18 protein-coding genes are annotated in these 16813 nt (G+C 60.3%); 12 read left to right on the forward strand and 6 right to left on the reverse strand.

Annotated elements, in window-relative coordinates:
* Positions 1-173: 173 nt before the first annotated feature.
* Entirely contained in the window at positions 174-3098 is a 2925-nt protein-coding gene (locus VH599_11855) for an FHA domain-containing protein (protein ID HEY7348996.1), read from the forward strand.
* Between the two features lie 12 nt (positions 3099-3110).
* Here VH599_11855 and VH599_11860 read toward each other — a convergent pair whose 3' ends face one another.
* Entirely contained in the window at positions 3111-4148 is a 1038-nt protein-coding gene (locus VH599_11860; GenBank protein ID HEY7348997.1) for a tetratricopeptide repeat protein, read from the reverse strand.
* A gap of 215 nt (positions 4149-4363) precedes the next feature.
* Here VH599_11860 and VH599_11865 point away from each other — a divergent pair, with 215 nt between their 5' ends.
* A complete protein-coding gene (locus VH599_11865) occupies positions 4364-4552 on the forward strand; it encodes a hypothetical protein (GenBank protein ID HEY7348998.1) in 189 nt (62 codons plus the stop codon).
* Positions 4553-4592: 40 nt separating this feature from the next.
* Here VH599_11865 and VH599_11870 read toward each other — a convergent pair whose 3' ends face one another.
* A complete protein-coding gene (locus VH599_11870; GenBank protein HEY7348999.1) occupies positions 4593-5687 on the reverse strand; it encodes a HoxN/HupN/NixA family nickel/cobalt transporter in 1095 nt (364 codons plus the stop codon).
* A 345-nt stretch (positions 5688-6032) separates the two neighbouring features.
* Here VH599_11870 and VH599_11875 point away from each other — a divergent pair, with 345 nt between their 5' ends.
* Together VH599_11875 and VH599_11880 are read left to right on the forward strand one after the other, a co-directional pair.
* Positions 6033-6293 (forward strand): hypothetical protein, encoded by a 261-nt coding sequence (locus tag VH599_11875; GenBank protein ID HEY7349000.1) that lies wholly within the window; start codon positions 6033-6035, stop codon positions 6291-6293.
* 153 nt (positions 6294-6446) lie between these two features.
* The gene (locus VH599_11880) at positions 6447-6743 is read left to right on the forward strand and encodes a hypothetical protein (GenBank protein HEY7349001.1); all 297 of its coding nucleotides are present in this window, start codon (positions 6447-6449) and stop codon (positions 6741-6743) included.
* A gap of 110 nt (positions 6744-6853) precedes the next feature.
* On the opposite strand, the gene VH599_11885 is transcribed toward VH599_11880, so the two are convergent.
* Positions 6854-7225 carry a helix-turn-helix domain-containing protein gene (locus VH599_11885; protein HEY7349002.1) on the reverse strand — a complete coding sequence of 124 codons (372 nt, stop codon included), beginning with the start codon at positions 7223-7225 and terminating at the stop codon, positions 6854-6856.
* Between the two features lie 392 nt (positions 7226-7617).
* Between VH599_11885 and VH599_11890 the strand changes: the two genes are divergently transcribed.
* The 5 genes from VH599_11890 (at position 7618) to VH599_11910 (ending at position 10559) form a co-directional block, all read left to right on the forward strand.
* Positions 7618-7767 carry a hypothetical protein gene (locus tag VH599_11890; GenBank protein HEY7349003.1) on the forward strand — a complete coding sequence of 50 codons (150 nt, stop codon included), beginning with the start codon at positions 7618-7620 and terminating at the stop codon, positions 7765-7767.
* A gap of 98 nt (positions 7768-7865) precedes the next feature.
* Positions 7866-8471: a sigma-70 family RNA polymerase sigma factor gene (locus tag VH599_11895; protein HEY7349004.1), complete on the forward strand. Its 606-nt coding sequence runs from the start codon at positions 7866-7868 to the stop codon at positions 8469-8471.
* A gap of 65 nt (positions 8472-8536) precedes the next feature.
* Positions 8537-9298 carry a glycerophosphodiester phosphodiesterase family protein gene (locus tag VH599_11900; GenBank protein HEY7349005.1) on the forward strand — a complete coding sequence of 254 codons (762 nt, stop codon included), beginning with the start codon at positions 8537-8539 and terminating at the stop codon, positions 9296-9298.
* 234 nt (positions 9299-9532) lie between these two features.
* Positions 9533-9745, forward strand: coding sequence for a twin-arginine translocase TatA/TatE family subunit (gene tatA / locus VH599_11905; GenBank protein HEY7349006.1), 213 nt, complete (start codon positions 9533-9535; stop codon positions 9743-9745).
* Between the two features lie 7 nt (positions 9746-9752).
* A complete protein-coding gene (locus VH599_11910; protein HEY7349007.1) occupies positions 9753-10559 on the forward strand; it encodes an HAD-IIA family hydrolase in 807 nt (268 codons plus the stop codon).
* Positions 10560-10569: 10 nt separating this feature from the next.
* On the opposite strand, the gene VH599_11915 is transcribed toward VH599_11910, so the two are convergent.
* Positions 10570-11064, reverse strand: coding sequence for a hypothetical protein (locus tag VH599_11915; protein ID HEY7349008.1), 495 nt, complete (start codon positions 11062-11064; stop codon positions 10570-10572).
* A 534-nt stretch (positions 11065-11598) separates the two neighbouring features.
* Between VH599_11915 and rplU the strand changes: the two genes are divergently transcribed.
* Both rplU and rpmA read left to right on the forward strand, forming a co-directional pair.
* Positions 11599-12150: a 50S ribosomal protein L21 gene (rplU, locus tag VH599_11920; protein HEY7349009.1), complete on the forward strand. Its 552-nt coding sequence runs from the start codon at positions 11599-11601 to the stop codon at positions 12148-12150.
* Positions 12151-12155: 5 nt separating this feature from the next.
* Complete coding sequence (gene rpmA / locus VH599_11925; GenBank protein ID HEY7349010.1) at positions 12156-12449, forward strand: 50S ribosomal protein L27; 294 nt, start codon at positions 12156-12158, stop codon at positions 12447-12449.
* Between the two features lie 252 nt (positions 12450-12701).
* Here the strand turns inward: rpmA and VH599_11930 are convergent, their stop codons facing one another.
* Both VH599_11930 and VH599_11935 read right to left on the reverse strand, forming a co-directional pair.
* Positions 12702-13985, reverse strand: a complete 1284-nt coding sequence (locus VH599_11930; protein HEY7349011.1) for a hypothetical protein — start codon at positions 13983-13985, stop codon at positions 12702-12704.
* Positions 13986-14242: 257 nt separating this feature from the next.
* Entirely contained in the window at positions 14243-15589 is a 1347-nt protein-coding gene (locus VH599_11935; GenBank protein HEY7349012.1) for a hypothetical protein, read from the reverse strand.
* A gap of 381 nt (positions 15590-15970) precedes the next feature.
* On the opposite strand from VH599_11935, the gene VH599_11940 reads away from it, so the two are divergent.
* A complete protein-coding gene (locus VH599_11940) occupies positions 15971-16807 on the forward strand; it encodes a Stp1/IreP family PP2C-type Ser/Thr phosphatase (GenBank protein HEY7349013.1) in 837 nt (278 codons plus the stop codon).
* The last annotated feature ends 6 nt before the right edge of the window (positions 16808-16813 follow it).

Consider the following 16813-nt stretch of genomic DNA (forward strand, 5'->3'; position numbering starts at 1 on the left):
GAAGTCTGCCTGTTTGGACTGACAGAATGAAGCAGGCACTTGCCATGCTCTTGAACCTCAGATATAATCGCCTCAGAAGTTTGTCTCTTGCAGGTGGTTGATGAGGAGGCGGAGACGGTGGGAGGTATTATGAGTGATTGTCGTTGTGCCTCGCCAGGGAGGAGATGGTTGTTATGTCGGCGCCGATGAATGGGACAGGCGCGATCAGGTTTATTGATGGCCCGCTGGCCGGTCAGACCCTCGCGCTCAACAAGCCCCAACTCATGATTGGGCGCGAACCTGGCACTGATATTACGGTAAATAATCCGGCGGTATCGCGCCAGCACGCCAGGCTGGTCCAGGGACCGACAGGCTGGGTCATTGAAAAGATCAATCCGCAGAACACCGTCCAGGTCAATGGGCGGGACGTGGCACAGTCGCCGCTGCGTCACGGCGATACGGTGGCGATTGGCCCGATCACCTTCCAGTTTATGGAACATGCCAGCGTGGCCGCGGGCCACCAGCCGGGCGGCACAGTGGTGAGCGCGCCGCCCCAGCCGCCCTACCCGGCGGGAAGTATGCAAACCGTTGGAGCCGCTGCGCCCCCCTATCATCCAGGCAGTGGCCCCTCTGGCCCTTCTTATCAGGCGACGCCGAGCCACCCCAACGCGCCCGGCATTCCGCCGGGCATGCCCTCATTAGAGGTGATCATTCACGAAGGCCGCAACGAAGGCCGCAATCGTTACCCGCTGAACAAGCCGGTGATCACGATTGGCCGCGACCCCAGCAACGATATTGTCATCCCCGCCGGGGTCGTTTCGCGCCAGCACGCCGAGATCACCCAGCAGGGTAATATGTTCCAGATCATTGATAAAGGGAGCGTCAATGGCATCTACAGCCAGGGCCACCCGATCAAGCAGAAACAACTGGCGCATGGCGATCTTTTCCGTATTGGCGACTTGAACGGCACGCTTGTCACGCTGGTGTTCGACTCCGGCAGCGGCGCGCCGCTCGATCAAGCGCCGCCACCGGCCATGCAGCAGTTCGCCCTGGCGGGCGCTCCGGCGGTTGTGACCATTGGCCGCGCGCCGGGCAACACCATCCTGCTCAATCACCCGCTGGTTTCGCAGCGCCACGCCGAGCTAGCCCGCGATCCGCGATCCGGCGTCTATGTTCTGACCGACAAAGGCAGCACCAACGGCACCTATGTCAACGGCAGGCGCATCAGCGGGCGCGTGCGTCTGGACCCCGGCAACGAAGTGCGCATTGGTCCCTTCCGCTTTGTCTTCACCGGCACAGAACTAACCCAGCACGACGAAAGCGGCAATATCCGCGTGGACGCCTACGATGTCTTCAAGGTCGGCGATGTCAGCGGCCTCAAGAAGCTCTTTGGCAGCGGCAAGCCCAACGTCTTGCTCAACCATCTCTCCTTCAGCATTGCGCCGCGCAAATTCGTGGCGATGGTTGGCGGCTCTGGCGCGGGCAAATCAACGCTGATGGACGCGCTCAACGGTCTGCGCCCGGCGCAGCAAGGGCTGGTCCTCTATAACGGCAATGATTACTATCGCCATCTGGCGGCCTTCAGCACGTCGCTGGGCTACGTCCCCCAGGACGACATTATCCACCGCGATCTGACGGTGGAGCGCGCCCTGTACTACGCCGCCAAGATGCGCCTGCCCGATGACACCAACAACGCGCAGATTGAGCAGCGCATCAGCGAAGTGCTGGCCGACGTGGAGATGACGCACCGGCGCAAACTGCTCATCAGCAAGCTTTCTGGCGGCCAGCGCAAGCGCGTCAGCATCGCCGTCGAATTGTTAGCGCGGCCCAGCGTCTTCTTTCTGGATGAGCCAACATCGGGCCTTGATCCGGGGCTGGACCGCAAGATGATGTTCCTGCTGCGGCGGCTGGCGGACCGGGGGCATACGATTGTGCTGGTGACGCACGCCACCAATAATATCAGCGCCTGCGATTACGTCTGCTTTCTGGCGCAGGGCGGGCGGCTGGCGTATTTCGGGCCGCCAGACGAAGCCAAGCGGTTCTTTGGCAAGACGGACTTTGCCGAAATCTACAGTGAACTGGAACCCAGCGACGACCACCCCAACGCCCCGGCGGAGTGGGAAGGGCGCTTCCGGGGTTCACAGGACTATCAGAAATACATTGTCCAGCCCTTGCAGCAATCGCAGGCCGCCACGCGCACCGCGCAGATGCAGCGCACAGCGTCACTGCCGCAGCCCAAACGCGGCGACCCTGTGCGGCAGTTCCGCTTGCTGGCGGGGCGCTACACCGAACTGCTCAGGAACGACACCGCCAACATGGCGATTCTGCTCTTGCAGGCGCCGATCATTGCCGCGCTGCTGATCTTCCTGACCAAATCGAATATCTTCGCCAGCCATCTGGGCAATGATATTGACGCGCAGACGCCGCTTTTCATCATGGCCGCCGCTGCCGTCTGGTTCGGCACCATCAACGCGGCCCGCGAGATCGTCAAGGAAGCGCCCATCTATCGGCGCGAGCGCACCGTCAACCTGGGCCTCTTCCCCTACGTGATGTCCAAGGTCTGCGTGCTGGGCTTCCTCTGTCTGATTCAGAGCTTCCTGCTGCTCGCCATCGTCGGCCTCAAGAGCGGCTACCCGGATGGGATCATCTTCCCTGCCTTCGTGGAACTGTATATCTCGCTCATCCTGACCGCGCTGGGCGGCCTGATGATGGGGCTGGCTGTTTCGGCCATCGCGCCCAACACTGACCGCGCTATGAGCGTGGTGCCGCTCCTGCTGATTCCACAGATCATCTTTGCGGGCAGCACCTTCAAGCTCTCCGGGGCCACAGAGATCATTTCCTACTTCATTGTGACCCGCTGGGGATTGGAGGCGCTGGGCGACACGGTGCATCTGCACTCGCAGCTTTGTGTGAGTCCGAGAGGCCAGCAGGATGTCTCTTCTGGCGGAGGCTGTCCCGTTGGGTTTGCCAAAACCAACCCGACGCTGACCACGCCGGATAATTTCTATGGACACGACCTCTCTCATCTCCTGTTTGCCTGGCTCATGCTGATTCTGCTGACGGTCGCTTTCCTGGCCCTGACCATTTACTTCCAGAGGCGCAAGGACGTGCGGAAATAGAGACGATGGCGATCAACTCCAACTGAGTTGATCAATGAGGTTGACGGCGGCGCGATAGTCGCTGTTGAGGGGGCTGGAACTGGAATTGAGGATCGCCTGCCAGTAGTCCATAAACTGCTTGTGGGCGCGGCGGCGCAGCGCCAGGCTTTGCAGGGCGCGCTCGGCGGTGCGCGTGTCGCCGGTGTCGCGCGCCGCCCGCATCAGCGCATACGCGGCGATGGGACGCCAGGCGCCGCTGAGGGGATAGCTCAGCGATTTTTTCAGATGGGCGGTCGCCTCATCCGTCCGGCCCAGCTTATAGCAGGCGATGCCCAGGCCAATATGAATGAAGCCGCGCCGCTGATATGAAGCATAGGCCAGCGCCTGATCATAGTGTCCAGCGGCTTCTTCCCACGCGCCGCGCGTAAAATCGAGTTCGGCCAGGCCCTGCCACGCGCCGGGAGCGTAGTGGTCGCGCTCCAGCAGGCGTTGATAGAGCCGACGGGCGCGGTCAAACTGGCGCAAATTGAAATAGGCCGCCGCCAGAATAAGCTGCGGGCGCAGCGCGCCTGGGCGGCGCTTCACCAGCGGCTCATAGGCGCGCACAATCTCGCGCCATTGGCGCTGATAGTAGAGCCGGAGATACCGCTGGAAGTGCAGCGGCTCGCCCAGCAGCAGGTAGCTCCCCTGCGACGCCAGATAGGGGGCCAGCAGGACCACGACCAGCAGCCCCAGCGCGCAGGCCACAGAGAAGAAGCTCTGTTTGGCAAGCAGCATCGGCCAGAGCTGCGCCAACAGCCAGGCGATCAGCGCGATGCCAAGCAGGGCGGCCAGTTCACGCCAGAACGCGCCCACGCCATAGTAGGAGCGCCAGTGATCGAACTCCAGTATCAGCACCGACCCCGCCTGAAGGCCGAAAAAGAGGGCAGGCAGCCAGCCCACACCTGAGAAGGGCGCGTAGGCCAGAACGGGGATGATGGCAGTCAAGAGGTAGCCCAGGCAAAAAAGCCAGGCCAGGCTCATGCTCGCAATAGACAGCGGCTGCATCAGCGCCGCAATGAATTTGTTCATATCCACCCAGGCCAGACAATCTCACTTGCTTCAGCAGATGGATTCCACCAAACAGGAGGTGTTGACAAGCGAGGCATGTTACTTGTAGCGCCGCCTTCCAGGCGGCCAGCGTTGAGCCGCCTGGAAGGCGGCGCTACAAGTGGCACTCTCCGATAGTTGGTGGAACCAGCAGATGCGCGCTGCGCAAGCTGCGCCGTTGTACCTGGTATTATAACATGCCCAGCATGGGGGAGCGGACACCTGTACCGCCGCTGTCCCTGGCGGGCGCGGCGTCTGTACTTGTAGCGCCGCCTTCCAGGCGGCTAGCCGCTGCGGCTGGGCGAACGGTTGCCCTGGAGCGCGAACGTTCCGGTAGCCCGACGATGAGCCGCCTGGAAGGCGGCGGTACAGGTGGCCGCCTGTAGCGCCGCCGCGCTGCATCATTCGCCCATGCGAGGATACTCGCTAGTCGCCCGCAGCGGTGGGCGCTGCTGTCCTGATCACCTCAAGATCATCGTATTTCTTGACGCGGTAGATAATTGTCGAGATGCCCCAACTGACCAGGAAGATCACGATGATCGCCGCGCCAACCGTCCCAAAGTTATCGTCGAGATCACTGACGAAATCCCAAAACCCACCAGAGAGACTGAGCTGGCCGCTGATGATGCTCAGCGTCTCCAGCGCGCCCACCACCAGAGCCACCAGGACGGAGATCAAGGTGATGGACATATTGTAGAACAGTTTGCGAATGGGTTTGACGAAGGCCCAGCCATACGCGCCCAGCATCAGCACCCCATCAGTGGTATCGGCCAGGCTCATCCCGGCGGTAAAGAGCAGCGGCAGCAGCAGCACTATATAGAATGGCACATGCTGGGTGGCAAACGCGCCCGCCGAAGCCAGCAGCGCGATCTCGGTGGCGGTATCAAAGCCCAGGCCAAAGAGGAAGCCCACGGGATACATCTTCCAGCTTTTGTCAATGGTCTTGAAGACCGGGCGAAAGATGCGCGCAAAGAAGCCGCGCTTATTTAGATACTCATCAACATCTTCCTCGCTGTAGCTGCTGCCGCGTGTGACACTGCGGAAGGTCTGGAAGATCTGCGCCAGGATGATGATGTTGATGACCGCAATGGCGAACAGGAACAGCGCCGAGACGCTGGTACCAATCAGGCCACCGTAGGTCTTCAGCGGCGAGTCATCATTGGCGAGATTGCCGGAAACGTAGGCAGAGCCAGCGGCAATGAGGGCGGCCATGATGAAAACCACCGAGGAATGCCCAAGCGAGAAGAAAAACCCAACGGCTACCGGCTTCTTTTTCTCTTGCATCAGCTTGCGGGTCACGTTGTCTATGGCTGAGATATGATCGGCGTCTACTGCATGACGCAGGCCAAAACCGTAGGCCGCTGCTGCCACTGGCAGGAGCAAAGGATAGGTGATTGAGGATAGAAGGGTAATGACCCACAACGCGATATTGACCGCGATCAGCGCGGCGTAAATCCCAATCACCTTGGCCCGCAAGCCAGGGGTTTCATCGCTTAAGACCCGTCTGAAGTTCGCAAGCATGCCATAACCTCCAAGGAGCGCGGAACGCCTCTACAAGATGCCAGTGGTCGTCCTGCTGCGTTGGGCAGGGCGGCCCTTCTTACGTATTCCTTCTTTCTTCTTCTTAGTGTTCTTTGTTACGTATTCTTTCTTACACACCTAACCGCATTCGGAAACCAATTTCTCCAATAGGAGGTACACGCAACTCAACAAAAGAAGATTACCGGATAATTCCTAAAAAGTCAAGATTGCAATTGCAATTAGTTGCAATTAGAGTGGTATCTCTGCTGGCACGAAACATGCAGTCGGGCATCATCAGGAGAATAACTCCAGGGAACGCTGCCAGGCACAAAGGAGGGCGCATGAGTGAGCGACATACACGCCAATGAGGTCGAATCTGGATTCCAGGCGCTGGCCGCAGTGATAGGCCGCGAATCGAGTAAGCTCCATCGGGTCATGGCGGCATCGAATTTTCAGCCGGTGGCTGATTCGGATGTTGTGCCGGTGCGGCGCTGTCTGCGGTGTCGGGATGGCGGTTTACGCACCGTTGGCTATCTGCGCGGCAGCATCACCGCGCACCCTGTCTTTGCCTGTGATACCTGCGGTGAAGTGGTTCTGAACGGATGATCTCTTCTGGCAGAAAAGCGTACTATTGGTCTTGACCAGAAGCTATCGCTATGGTACACTTCTTCATTGGGGGCAGAAACGCCGTATCTCATGTGCACAATGGACAGCGGGGTCCATGTGATAAATGTTGCCCAAACGAGTTAGGGAGGGGTCATGCGAACCACGTTCACCTACGAGAGCATCTTGAGCGCTGTTGGCCGGGTGCTAGATGAATCCGGCGTAAGGGGTATTGCCATTCGTGAAGCTGACGGCGGATTAATCATCGAAGGGAAGAACGCTGCCGGGGAACCTCAGTTCCACCTGCACTATCGTGTTGGAGACGTGTACGATCTGGTGACACGCGGCGAGGCAACGGAGAGACTCTCCTCTGTGAGGGACGAGACTGAGGCCGAGACGCTGCACCGCTTCCTCGCAGAACACCAACGCGAATTGATAGGCGCTTCTCGTTAACCCTACCGTCCTGGCATGGCGCCAGGGTACAGCGACACACGGGGCCTGTTAGCAGGCTCCTCTTTTTTTTGCCGCTTCTCCTGCCCTCCAGAGCGCCGGACTTCCTGGCGCTAATCGTCGCAGACCAGCCAGCGGCGGCCATAGGTGCGCATCGTTTCGATGAGCGCGACCAGGTCTTGCCCTTTGTCGGTGAGCGTATATTCGACTTTGGGAGGGACTTCGGCGAAGGTCTGGCGCGTGATGATGCCTTCATGCTCCAGCGACCACAGGCGTTCCGAGAGCGTCTTGGGACTGATGCCGTGGAGTGATCGCTCCAACTGGCTAAAACGCTTCGTGCCAGTGGCAAGATCACGGATAATCAGCAGGGTCCATTTCCCACTAATGATCTCGGCAGTGCGGGCCACCGGGCAGATGTCATCGAGAGGCGGGGAGACAGATTCATTCAATTGAGATTCAGAGGTCAACGGCCCAGACGATTTCATAATGATCCGGCCTTTATTTCAGACGCTAGCGGGCGACAGCAAACGCCCTCACTTCCTTTACCAACTATATCATAGCTGCTACAGAAAGTAAAGTGGGCCTGCTCACTCTTTCTGTAGCACACGCGCCATTTCCACCAACCGGGCGATCATCTCTTTCTCCAGAAGAGCTAGCACAAAAGGGTTCTCCCAAATCTGAGATGTTGGCAAGCGAGGCGTGTTACTGGGAGCGCCGCCTCCCTTCGGGAAGGGCTTCGCCAGAGCCGCTTGACCGCGCTGGGCGCGGCCATTCTCGCTCCCGTTGGTCGCTCGCGCGTCACTGCCGCTTGCCTCGGCTGGGCCTCGGCAGTCTCGCTCCCGTTGGTCGCTCGCGCGTCCCTTCTTGGCGGCCAGCGTTGGCCTGCTGGTCCGCTGGCCTGGAGGGTGAACGCTCGCCAGGGCGCAGCGTTGGCCGCCTGGAAGGCGGCGCTACCAGTGACCCCGATCATTGGTGGAACCGCACAAAAGGGGGAACCGGAGTCATTGTTGAGGATTTATTAGAATAACCTTAACGTTGGCTGAGACTTCTCACAGAGAGCGCGTAAAATCTTGAAGAGTGCGCCGCCGCAGGGGTACGCTGTGTGTAGTCAGGAGGTGATTACCCATGCGCCAGCATGCCACGATACATCAGGAGGCAGCGCGCGCTGCCCAGCGCAGCAGCGGGGAACTCTTTGAGCAGGTGATGCGCGAACAAAGCGCGCCACTCTTTCACTATATCTCTCGTTTCGTGAACGATTACGACGCTGCCAGCGACATCTGCCAGCAAGTGTTTATCCAGTTGTATACCTTTCTCCCCAGTTTGCGCACCGACCGGCCACTGACCGCCTGGCTTTTTCATGTGGCCCGCAATTACTGTATTGATGAAGCGCGCCGCAAGCGGGCCATCTGCTTTTCTGAGCTTGAGGGTGATGCCTGGCATCGGGCGGATGAGGAGGAGCTTTCGCTGCTCCATTTGCTCCCCGATCTGTGTCCCACTCCCGCTGAAGAGACCGAGCAGCACGATCTACAGCAGTGTCTCTGCGAGGCGATCCGCGCGCTGCCTCCCAAGTTTCGCGCCGTCGTCTCGCTCCGCTACACGGCAGACATGAGCTATGCCGAGATTGGCGCAAGGCTGCATATCCCTCCGTCTACGGCAAAAACCTATTTTCAACGCGCCAAGCCGCTGCTGCGCAGGCTGCTGATGGGGCAGGGGATCAGCGCCGTCGCCTGAAAGGGCGCTAGCCAGTCCCAGGGATTTCAGCTATACTGGGTTCATCCGAAACGATGGGAGATTCTATGACGGAAGAACCCAATCAATCCAGCGCGATCTTCACCATCCAGCGGCACATTACCTGTTTTGCGCATCGGGGCGCTTCTGGCCGTTCACCCGAAAACACGCTCCTGGCCTTTCGCTATGCCTTTGAGCTTGGGGCCGACGCTATCGAATGCGACGTGCAACTGAGCGCCGATGGCGCGCCGGTCATCATCCACGATTCCACCGTGGACCGCACGACTAACGGCAGTGGCGTGGTGGATCAGCTTTCGCTGGAGGAGCTGCGCCGACTGGACGCCGGAGCCGGTGAACAGATTCCTGAGCTGCGCGAGACGCTTGCGCTGTGCCGTGAAAAGGGCAAGCTGGTCAACCTGGAGATCAAAGCCGATAGGCTGGAGCAGGCGCAGCGTATTGCTCAGGTCGTTGGCGCGGCGCTGGAAAGCGGGGGGTATGAGGAACTGGCGCTGGTCTCCTCCTTCTGGCTGCCCGCCCTGACCGGCCTGAAAAGCGCCCATCCACAGATTCACACCGCTACGCTGCACAGCGGGACGCGCTGGCGTCTGATGAACATGATTACCGCCGCGCGCGCCACAGGCGCCGACGCTATCCATCCCGACACGCGCCTCACCTCGCGCGCGCTGGTGGAAAACGCGCACACCGCCGGTCTTCAAATCAATGTCTGGACTGTCGATCAGCCCAGGCGTATGCAGCGCCTGGCCTCCTGGGGCGTTGATGGCATTATGACCAATTACCCGGAACGCATGCCGAAACCCGCTGGCGGTTGAAGGTTCCACCACCTATCGGGCGGCGCCACTTGTAGCGCCGCCTTCCAGGCGGCCAGCGTTGAGCCGCCAAGATGGCGGCGCTACAAGTACTATGCCTCGCTTGCAACACCTCATTTTTTGGCGGAACTCGGGTCAGAGACCCAACTTTGCTTCTGCGCTAAAATGCCGTACAATACAGAAGGAAAAGAGAGCCTTGCGCCGGGCGCACTGCTCTTTGAGAAAGCGAGCAAGATCATGGGGTTTCACGCGTGGGATCTGCTGATCGTCCTGCTGATCGTTCTCTTAATCTTTGGGGCGCGCCGTCTGCCCGAACTCGGCTCGTCGCTGGGCCAGAGCTACAAGATGCTTCAGAAGGGTCTCAATGGCTCTCATCAGCCGGGCGCGGATGGCGACCAGGAGAACGACCAGAACAAGCAGGCAGAAACACGAAGAGAGAGCGAACGTTAGAGCGTTGATGAAAACATATCAGAACTACTTCTTTGATCTCGATGGCGTCATCTATCGAGGGAACGAGCGCCTGCCAGGCGCGCGCGAATTCATCGAATGGATCGAAGCCACCGGGCGCACGTATCTGTACCTTTCCAACAACTCGATGTCCACCCCCGCCCAGGTAGCAGCCCGACTCGAAGCGATTGGTATGCCCGCGCCGCTGGAGCGCGTGGTGACGGCTGGTTCAGCCGCCGCTGCTTACCTGGGCCACACGTATCCCGGCGCGCGCGCCTTTGTGCTGGGGCTGCCGCCGCTGGCTCAGATGGTCGCCGCCGCCGGATTACATCCTCTTTCAGAAGCAGAAGGCGCGCAGGCGGAGGTGGTGCTGGTCGGGCTAGACCGCAAGCTGACCTATGCCCGCCTGAGTGTCGCTGTTCAGGCGGTACTCAACGGCGCGGCGTTTGTCACGGTCAATCGTGACCCGCTGCTGCCCGTAGAAGACAAGCTGGAGCCAGGCGCAGGCTCCATCGCCGCAGCACTGGAGGCCAGCACCGGCGTCAGCCCCTACATCGTCGGGAAACCAGAGCCAGGCATCATTCTGGAGGCGCTGCGTCTGATCGGCGGGCGCGCTGAAGAGACGGTGATGATTGGCGACGGCATTACGCTGGACATTCCGGCGGGCCACAACGCTGGCCTGGATACGATCCTCTTGCTCAGCGGGATTACGCCCAGGGCGCAGTTAGCTGCGGCGGCCATCCAACCTGATGCCGTCTATGAAGACCTGGCCCATCTGCTGGCCGAGACAGCAGAGGTCAGGCCAGAGCATCGCTAACACCGCCAGCCTAGTCCTGTGGCGTTCGATCACGATATTGCGCGGGCAGCGCCTCGCTTGTAAACCCTTCGTTAAAGACGCCGCGCCTGTAGAGATAGCGCGCAAAGTCCAGGCGGCGCGCCGGGTCGGCTTGAGAGGGCTGAGGCTCGCCAGAGACCTCCGCCGGGAGAGAGACATCGGCTGCCCCCGCCGACGGCGGAGCGGGCAGCGCCAGGAGAGGAGCGGCAGGAGCTTCAGGCGCTGGAGGGGGAGGTAACAGAAGAGGCTGCGGTGGCGCGGATGGCTCATGAGTCGCTGGCGGCGCTTCGTGCAAGGTAGAGCAAAGTGGATTCGTCTCGACCTTCTTCCGCCTGACAGCGTTCTCATCAGGGAACACAAAACGGTCGGTCCTGGGGGGCATGGTCATGCGGGCCTGCATCTGAATCCTGGGAGGGCGGTGTCCCTTCCGCCAGGGTAACGCATCCAGCAGACGTGCCACCCACCCCCTGAACTGCTGCATGTTCATAGAAATACCCAAGCTCTTTCCCTGGTCCGTCGCGCTCTAAGAGGTTGCACTAGAGAGGACGCCTACAGGCAGTGCTGATTGCTGTGGGATGTATGGGTATCCTAGCACAACCTGCTGTGGGCGTCAAATCTGAAGCTTTCTCCCAGGGTTTGGTCGTCTCATCAGATACTACGGGACAGGGAACAAATCCTTCAGCCATCGGTTCTACCAACTATCAGGGGAGCGCCACTTGTAGCGCCGCCTTCCAGGCGGCCAACGATTCGCCAGGGCGAACGCTGGCCCCCAGGCCAGCGTACCGGCGGGCCAGCGTTGAGCCGCCAAGATGGCGGCGCTACAAGTACCATGCCTCGCTTGCCAACACCTCATGTGTAGTGGAACTCAGCCCCTCAAGTCGCTTGACAGGGGCGCGGCCTTGATGCTATGCTATGAAGGCTACTTTTTAGACATGCTGATCTCTATCTTTCTATCGTTGCGCCCGCGCAGGCGCTCGTTCCACGATGACCGGAGAGGCGCGGGAAGGGAGTTTCTAGCGACATGTTTGCAGTGGTTGAAACCGGGGGCAAGCAATATAAAGTCAGCCCCGGACAAACCGTCGAGGTGGAAAAGCTGCCCGCCGAACCGGGAGATACCGTCGAACTTGGTCGAGTGCTGCTCATCTCTACTGACGACGAAACCTTTGTTGGCGCGCCTCTGGTGGAGGACGCCAAGGTGGTTGCCCGGGTCGCGCCAGAACGACGCGGCCCCAAGATTATCGTCTTTCGCTACAAGTCGAAGGCGCGCTATCGCCGTAAGACCGGCCACCGCCAGGACTATTCGGTCCTGACTATCGAGGACATCTGGGCCAACGGCGCCAGCCTGCTCCCCATTGTGGAAGAGGCCGAGGCTGAGCCAGAGGAAGAAGAAACTGTTACCGCAGCTGAAGAAGAGGATGTGACGGAGGCGAAGGCGGAGACCGAGGAGACCGCCGTCTCTGAGGCGGAGGTTGTCGAGGTTGAGGAAGCCGATGCCGCGCCGCCTGCCGCGCCCGAAAAACCCAGGCGTGGCCGCCGCCGGACGCCCAAAGCAGATGCAGAGAAAGAGGAGTAAACCACATGGCCCATAAAAAAGGTGTTGGCAGTTCGCGCAATGGCCGCGACAGCAACGCGCAGCGTCTGGGCGTCAAGCGTTTTGACGGCCAGGTCGTGCGCGCGGGCAGCATCATCATTCGCCAGCGCGGCACGCGCATCAATCCTGGCCGCAATGTCGGCACAGGGCGCGACTATACCCTTTTCGCGCTGATTGACGGAACGGTCAAGTTCGAGCATGATTCGCGCACCAAAAAGCGCGTCAGCGTCTATCCCGTTCCCGCAGCGACGGCTGCCGAGGTCGAAGTCATCGCTATGTAGCAGCAGCTTCCGACGACGCTGCTCGCCAAACGCGCCGATACTCACAGGGCCAGGAACCCGCGCGGGTTCCTGGCCCTCTTGTGTGGTTTGGGGCGGGCTAACGCCAGGGCTTTGGCATGCCAGCATCCCCTAGAACGTCGGTCAAGTAATCTCCGGCGCCGCGTGCCTGGCGAGTAAACTCGCGGCTAAAGGCTACGCCACAAAGCCCGCCTGCGCGGGCTAAAACGAAAACACGACTTCTTGACCGATGTTCTAGTCCTGGTCTTCCGGGCCAGAGAGCCTCGATGACACGCTGTAACTCTCGGCGTTCATTTCGGAATAGGACTCCATTTCATCGAATTCCCGACGGCGCATATCACCCCTGCCGCCATAGGGAGGGCCATCTCTTCCTGGTATTTCTGCCGTTCCTGGTATCTGACGACGCAAGCGCAGGAAGAACCACGCCACCACGACCGCCGAAATCAGCCAGACGGCGCTCATCGCGGCCAGCAGCAGGAGCAGCACCAGATTGCCGGAGGAGCTATCGGAGGAACTCCTGGGGGCGCTGCCGACACCGACGCCAGTGGGGGCAGCGGCTGCCGTTGGAGTCGTGACAGCCGTTGGGGCTGGTGTGCTGGCTGGCGTCAGGGCCGACGGCGCAACTACCGTAAACTTGATCGGCACAGAGTATCCAGCGCCGAGCGTGCCACTATTACCAGTAGTGGGATTATTCGGATCGATATTCTGGGCAGTCACGTAGAGCGTGGTGTCAATCGGGGCGTCTGAAGGCACTCGCGCTGAAACGCTGAAGGAGCCATCGGACCCGGATGTGGCTCGCGTCTTCGTGTAAAATGGTGGATTACAGGAAGCGCAGGGATCATTACAGCCAGCGCAGGGCGCAACGAGCACCTGCACCTGGATGCCACCCGGCAGCCAGTTATGCCCGGTGACGGTGATCGTGCTGCCAGGGGCAGCCTGCGAAACCGCGATATTCACCGAGGGTGGGTTGGCAGAAAGCACCGTGAACTTACTGACCCCCGCCGATGTCAGTTCCCCTTGCTTCCCGCAGACCCAGTACGAATGGCCCCTGGTCCCGGCGTCAATAGGCCAGGGAAAGCTGGTAGTAAAACTGCCATTGCCATCCGGCAGGTACGTTGAATAAATGAATGGAAGCTCGATCTGCTGCGCGCCATTCCGGCAGGCCGACCCCGGATGGCCCGCTGTGTCATGCTGCGCATCAGCCAGCGAAACCGTCACAGGAAGTTCATTTACTGTCCCATCTGGCGGCGTCCATCCCGACGCCTTCAAGAAAACGTCTGTGCCTACCGGCCCCTCGGCGAATCCATTATTTTGCCCGGTGTAGATCGGCGCGGTGAAAACGATCCTGGGGCTGCTCGCTGCGCGCGCGTGTCCAGGCACAGCCACTGCGCCAAACGTCAGCAGGGACAGGGCGCTGAGCAAGGCCAGGGCCACTTGACGTGGCAGCGATGAACGGTCAGCGCCACGTTCAGCAGCGCCCAACGCGCGCAAAGATGAGCGCCGCATATCTGTGTTCATGGAAATGGCTCCTCACAGACTGAAGAATGATTTCAACGCACCGAACGAGGATGAACAGCCTGGCCGCTCTCCTGAAAGAGAGCTTCGCACAAAGAAGAGCACCGTCGGTTAATAGACTATCACTAGAATATATGGAAAAGCTGTGAGGTTCCTCACACTTTTGTGAGGAACTTCACATTCTGGGAGCGACATCTGACCACACAGGAGGGCCAGGAACCTGCTCAGGCTCCTGGCCCTCCTGTGTGGTTTGGGGCGGGCTAACGCCAGGGCTTTGGCATGCCAATCGTCGGTTCATCGCCCTCGCCATCTGACTCCCACTCCTGGGGATTCCCCTGCCAGCCGCCAGCATTCCCCCGGCCCGGTGGCCGGGCGGGCGGCTCGTCGTAATAGTCAGCGTTCGTATCGGCATACGAGGGGCCGCTGCGCGGTCCTCTCGCTCGTCGTGGACCGCTATAGCGCCCATATTCGCCGCCCGGCGGGCCATAGGGCGGGCTGCCATAGGGTGGTCCGCCAGCCCCTGCCGCTCCCGCCGCCGGACGACGCGAACGCAGGAACAACAAGACCGCCACTACCGCAGCAATCAGCAAGACCACACCCAGCGCCGCCAGCAAGACGACCAGCACCGTATCGCTGGAGGACCCATTGGTATTGCCGCCATTGCCCTCGCCATTGGCAGTACCGGGCGCCGTTGAGGTGGGCGTAGCGGTTGGCGTCGGCGTGCTGGTCGGCGTTGGCGTTGGGGTCGGCTGCGCCACCACCGTAAACCGGGTAGACATCGAGGTTCCGGTGCTGAGCGCGCCGCTGTTGTTGGGGTTAGCCTGGTCAATGCTTTGCGCGCTCACAAAAAGGGTGCTGCCAATGGGAGCGGCAGGCGGCACCTGCGCAGCGGCGCTGAAGGAGCCATTGGCATTCGAGTTGACGGTCACGCCTGAGATAATTTGCGAATCACAGGCGACACAAGGCGCAATAATGACACCAACCTGGATGCCCCCTGGCAGCCAGTTCTGCCCGGTGACGGTGATCGTGCTTCCTGGGAACGCCTGCGAAACGGTGATCTTCACGGCGGGCCGATTGGCCGAAAGCACGGTGAACTTATCAACCCCTGGCGCTGTCGTCCCCCCTTGTGTCCCACAAGCCCAGTACGAATGGCCCTTTGCCCCGGCGCCAGCGGGCCACTCGAAGATCGCGGTAAAACCGTCTGACGGATTGCCAGCGGTGCCTAGCGGCTGTGGCCCCAGGTTTGGAATGCTGACGGTTGGGCTGCCGTTCTGGCAGGCCGAGCCTGGCTGGCCCGATGTATCATGCCCTTCATCGGCCAGTGTCATGGTCACATCGCCGCCGCCTGCTGTCCATCCCGACCCCTGCACCGAGACATTCGTTCCTACCGGCCCCTCGGCGAACCCATTATTTTGCCCGGCGTAGATCGGCGCGGTGAACTTGATCTGCGGGCCACCGTCTGCTGCCCGCGCGCCATCTGGCACAGCTATTGCGCCAAATGCCAGCAGCGCCAGGGCGATGAGCGCCGCCAGCGCCAACTGACCCGGCAGCGCAGGCCAGGCAGCAGCAGCAGCGCGAAAAGACGCGCGCCGCCTGTATGATTTCATGAAACGTTCTCCTTGTTGAAAAGAAAAAATGTAATGAAGACAGATTCCGGCCCGCTCATCACACAGTATAACGAACGAGGCAAGCCGCTTTATAGATGCAAGACGTAAGATCAGGCGATCAAGCAACAAAAGAGAGCAGAGTGTGAGCAAGCTCACACCACAGGGCCAAACTCTCAGGTATCCTCTACGTAAAGAAGAGAGGAACAGGAATCGGCAAGAGGAAAGGGGCAGATTCAGGCGGGCAGAAAACGTTGCATCACTGTATCCTTAAATGGTATCATGAAAGCCGCAGAAGCGAGTCACGCCCTGTAGCAGAGGCGGCCAGCGTCATCGAGCACACATCCAATTCAAGATGTCATTCAGGAAGGAGGAGTCGCACCTATGTTACACATTCAGGCGGCTTCTCAAACTGATCCCGGAAAAGTCCGCGAACAAAACGAAGATCATTGTTTTTTCCAAATGAGTTCCAGTGGCGACGAAGCCAGGGGCCTCTTTATTGTGGCTGATGGCATGGGTGGATATCAGGCCGGTGAGGTTGCCAGCAGGCTGGCAGTTGACGAAATCCGGGAGACGCTCAATCCGCTTTTTGCGCCCAGTTCCGCGCAGGAGACCGTTTCGCTGACCCCCGCGAGCAGCCCGGAAGGCGGCGCGCAGACCCGACGCCTGCCCGAAAGCCGCGAGGTCGCCAAGATCAACGAAAAACTCAAGCAAGCCATCACCAAAGCCAACGAGGTGATTGTCAGCTATGGCAAGTCGCGCAAGGAGGCCAGGGGGTTGGGGTCCACCGTCACTGTGGCCGTCGTCCTGGGCGCGAGCGCCTATATCGCCAACGTGGGCGACAGCCGCACCTACCTCTGGCGCAGCGGACAGCTTCGCCCCATCACCAAAGATCACTCGCTGGTCGCCCGCCTGGTGGATGCTGGACATATCACCCCTGAGCAAATCTATGATCACCCGCAGCGCAATCTGATCTACCGCTCGCTGGGAGCCGGACACAGCACCGTTGAAGTTGATGTATTCTATCAAACGCTGGAGCCAGGAGACAGCCTCCTGCTCTGCACCGATGGCCTCTGGGAAATGGTGCGTGAGGATGAGATCAAAAGCATCCTCAGCAGCGATGAATCGCTGGAAACGATTTGCCAGGAACTGATTGACGCGGCCAATCGGGGCGGCGGCGAAGATAACATTACCGCCGTCGTTGTGCGCTGTTCCAGCTAACAGCCG

This window comes from Ktedonobacterales bacterium (assembly GCA_036557285.1).
Lineage (GTDB): Bacteria > Chloroflexota > Ktedonobacteria > Ktedonobacterales > DATBGS01 > DATBHW01.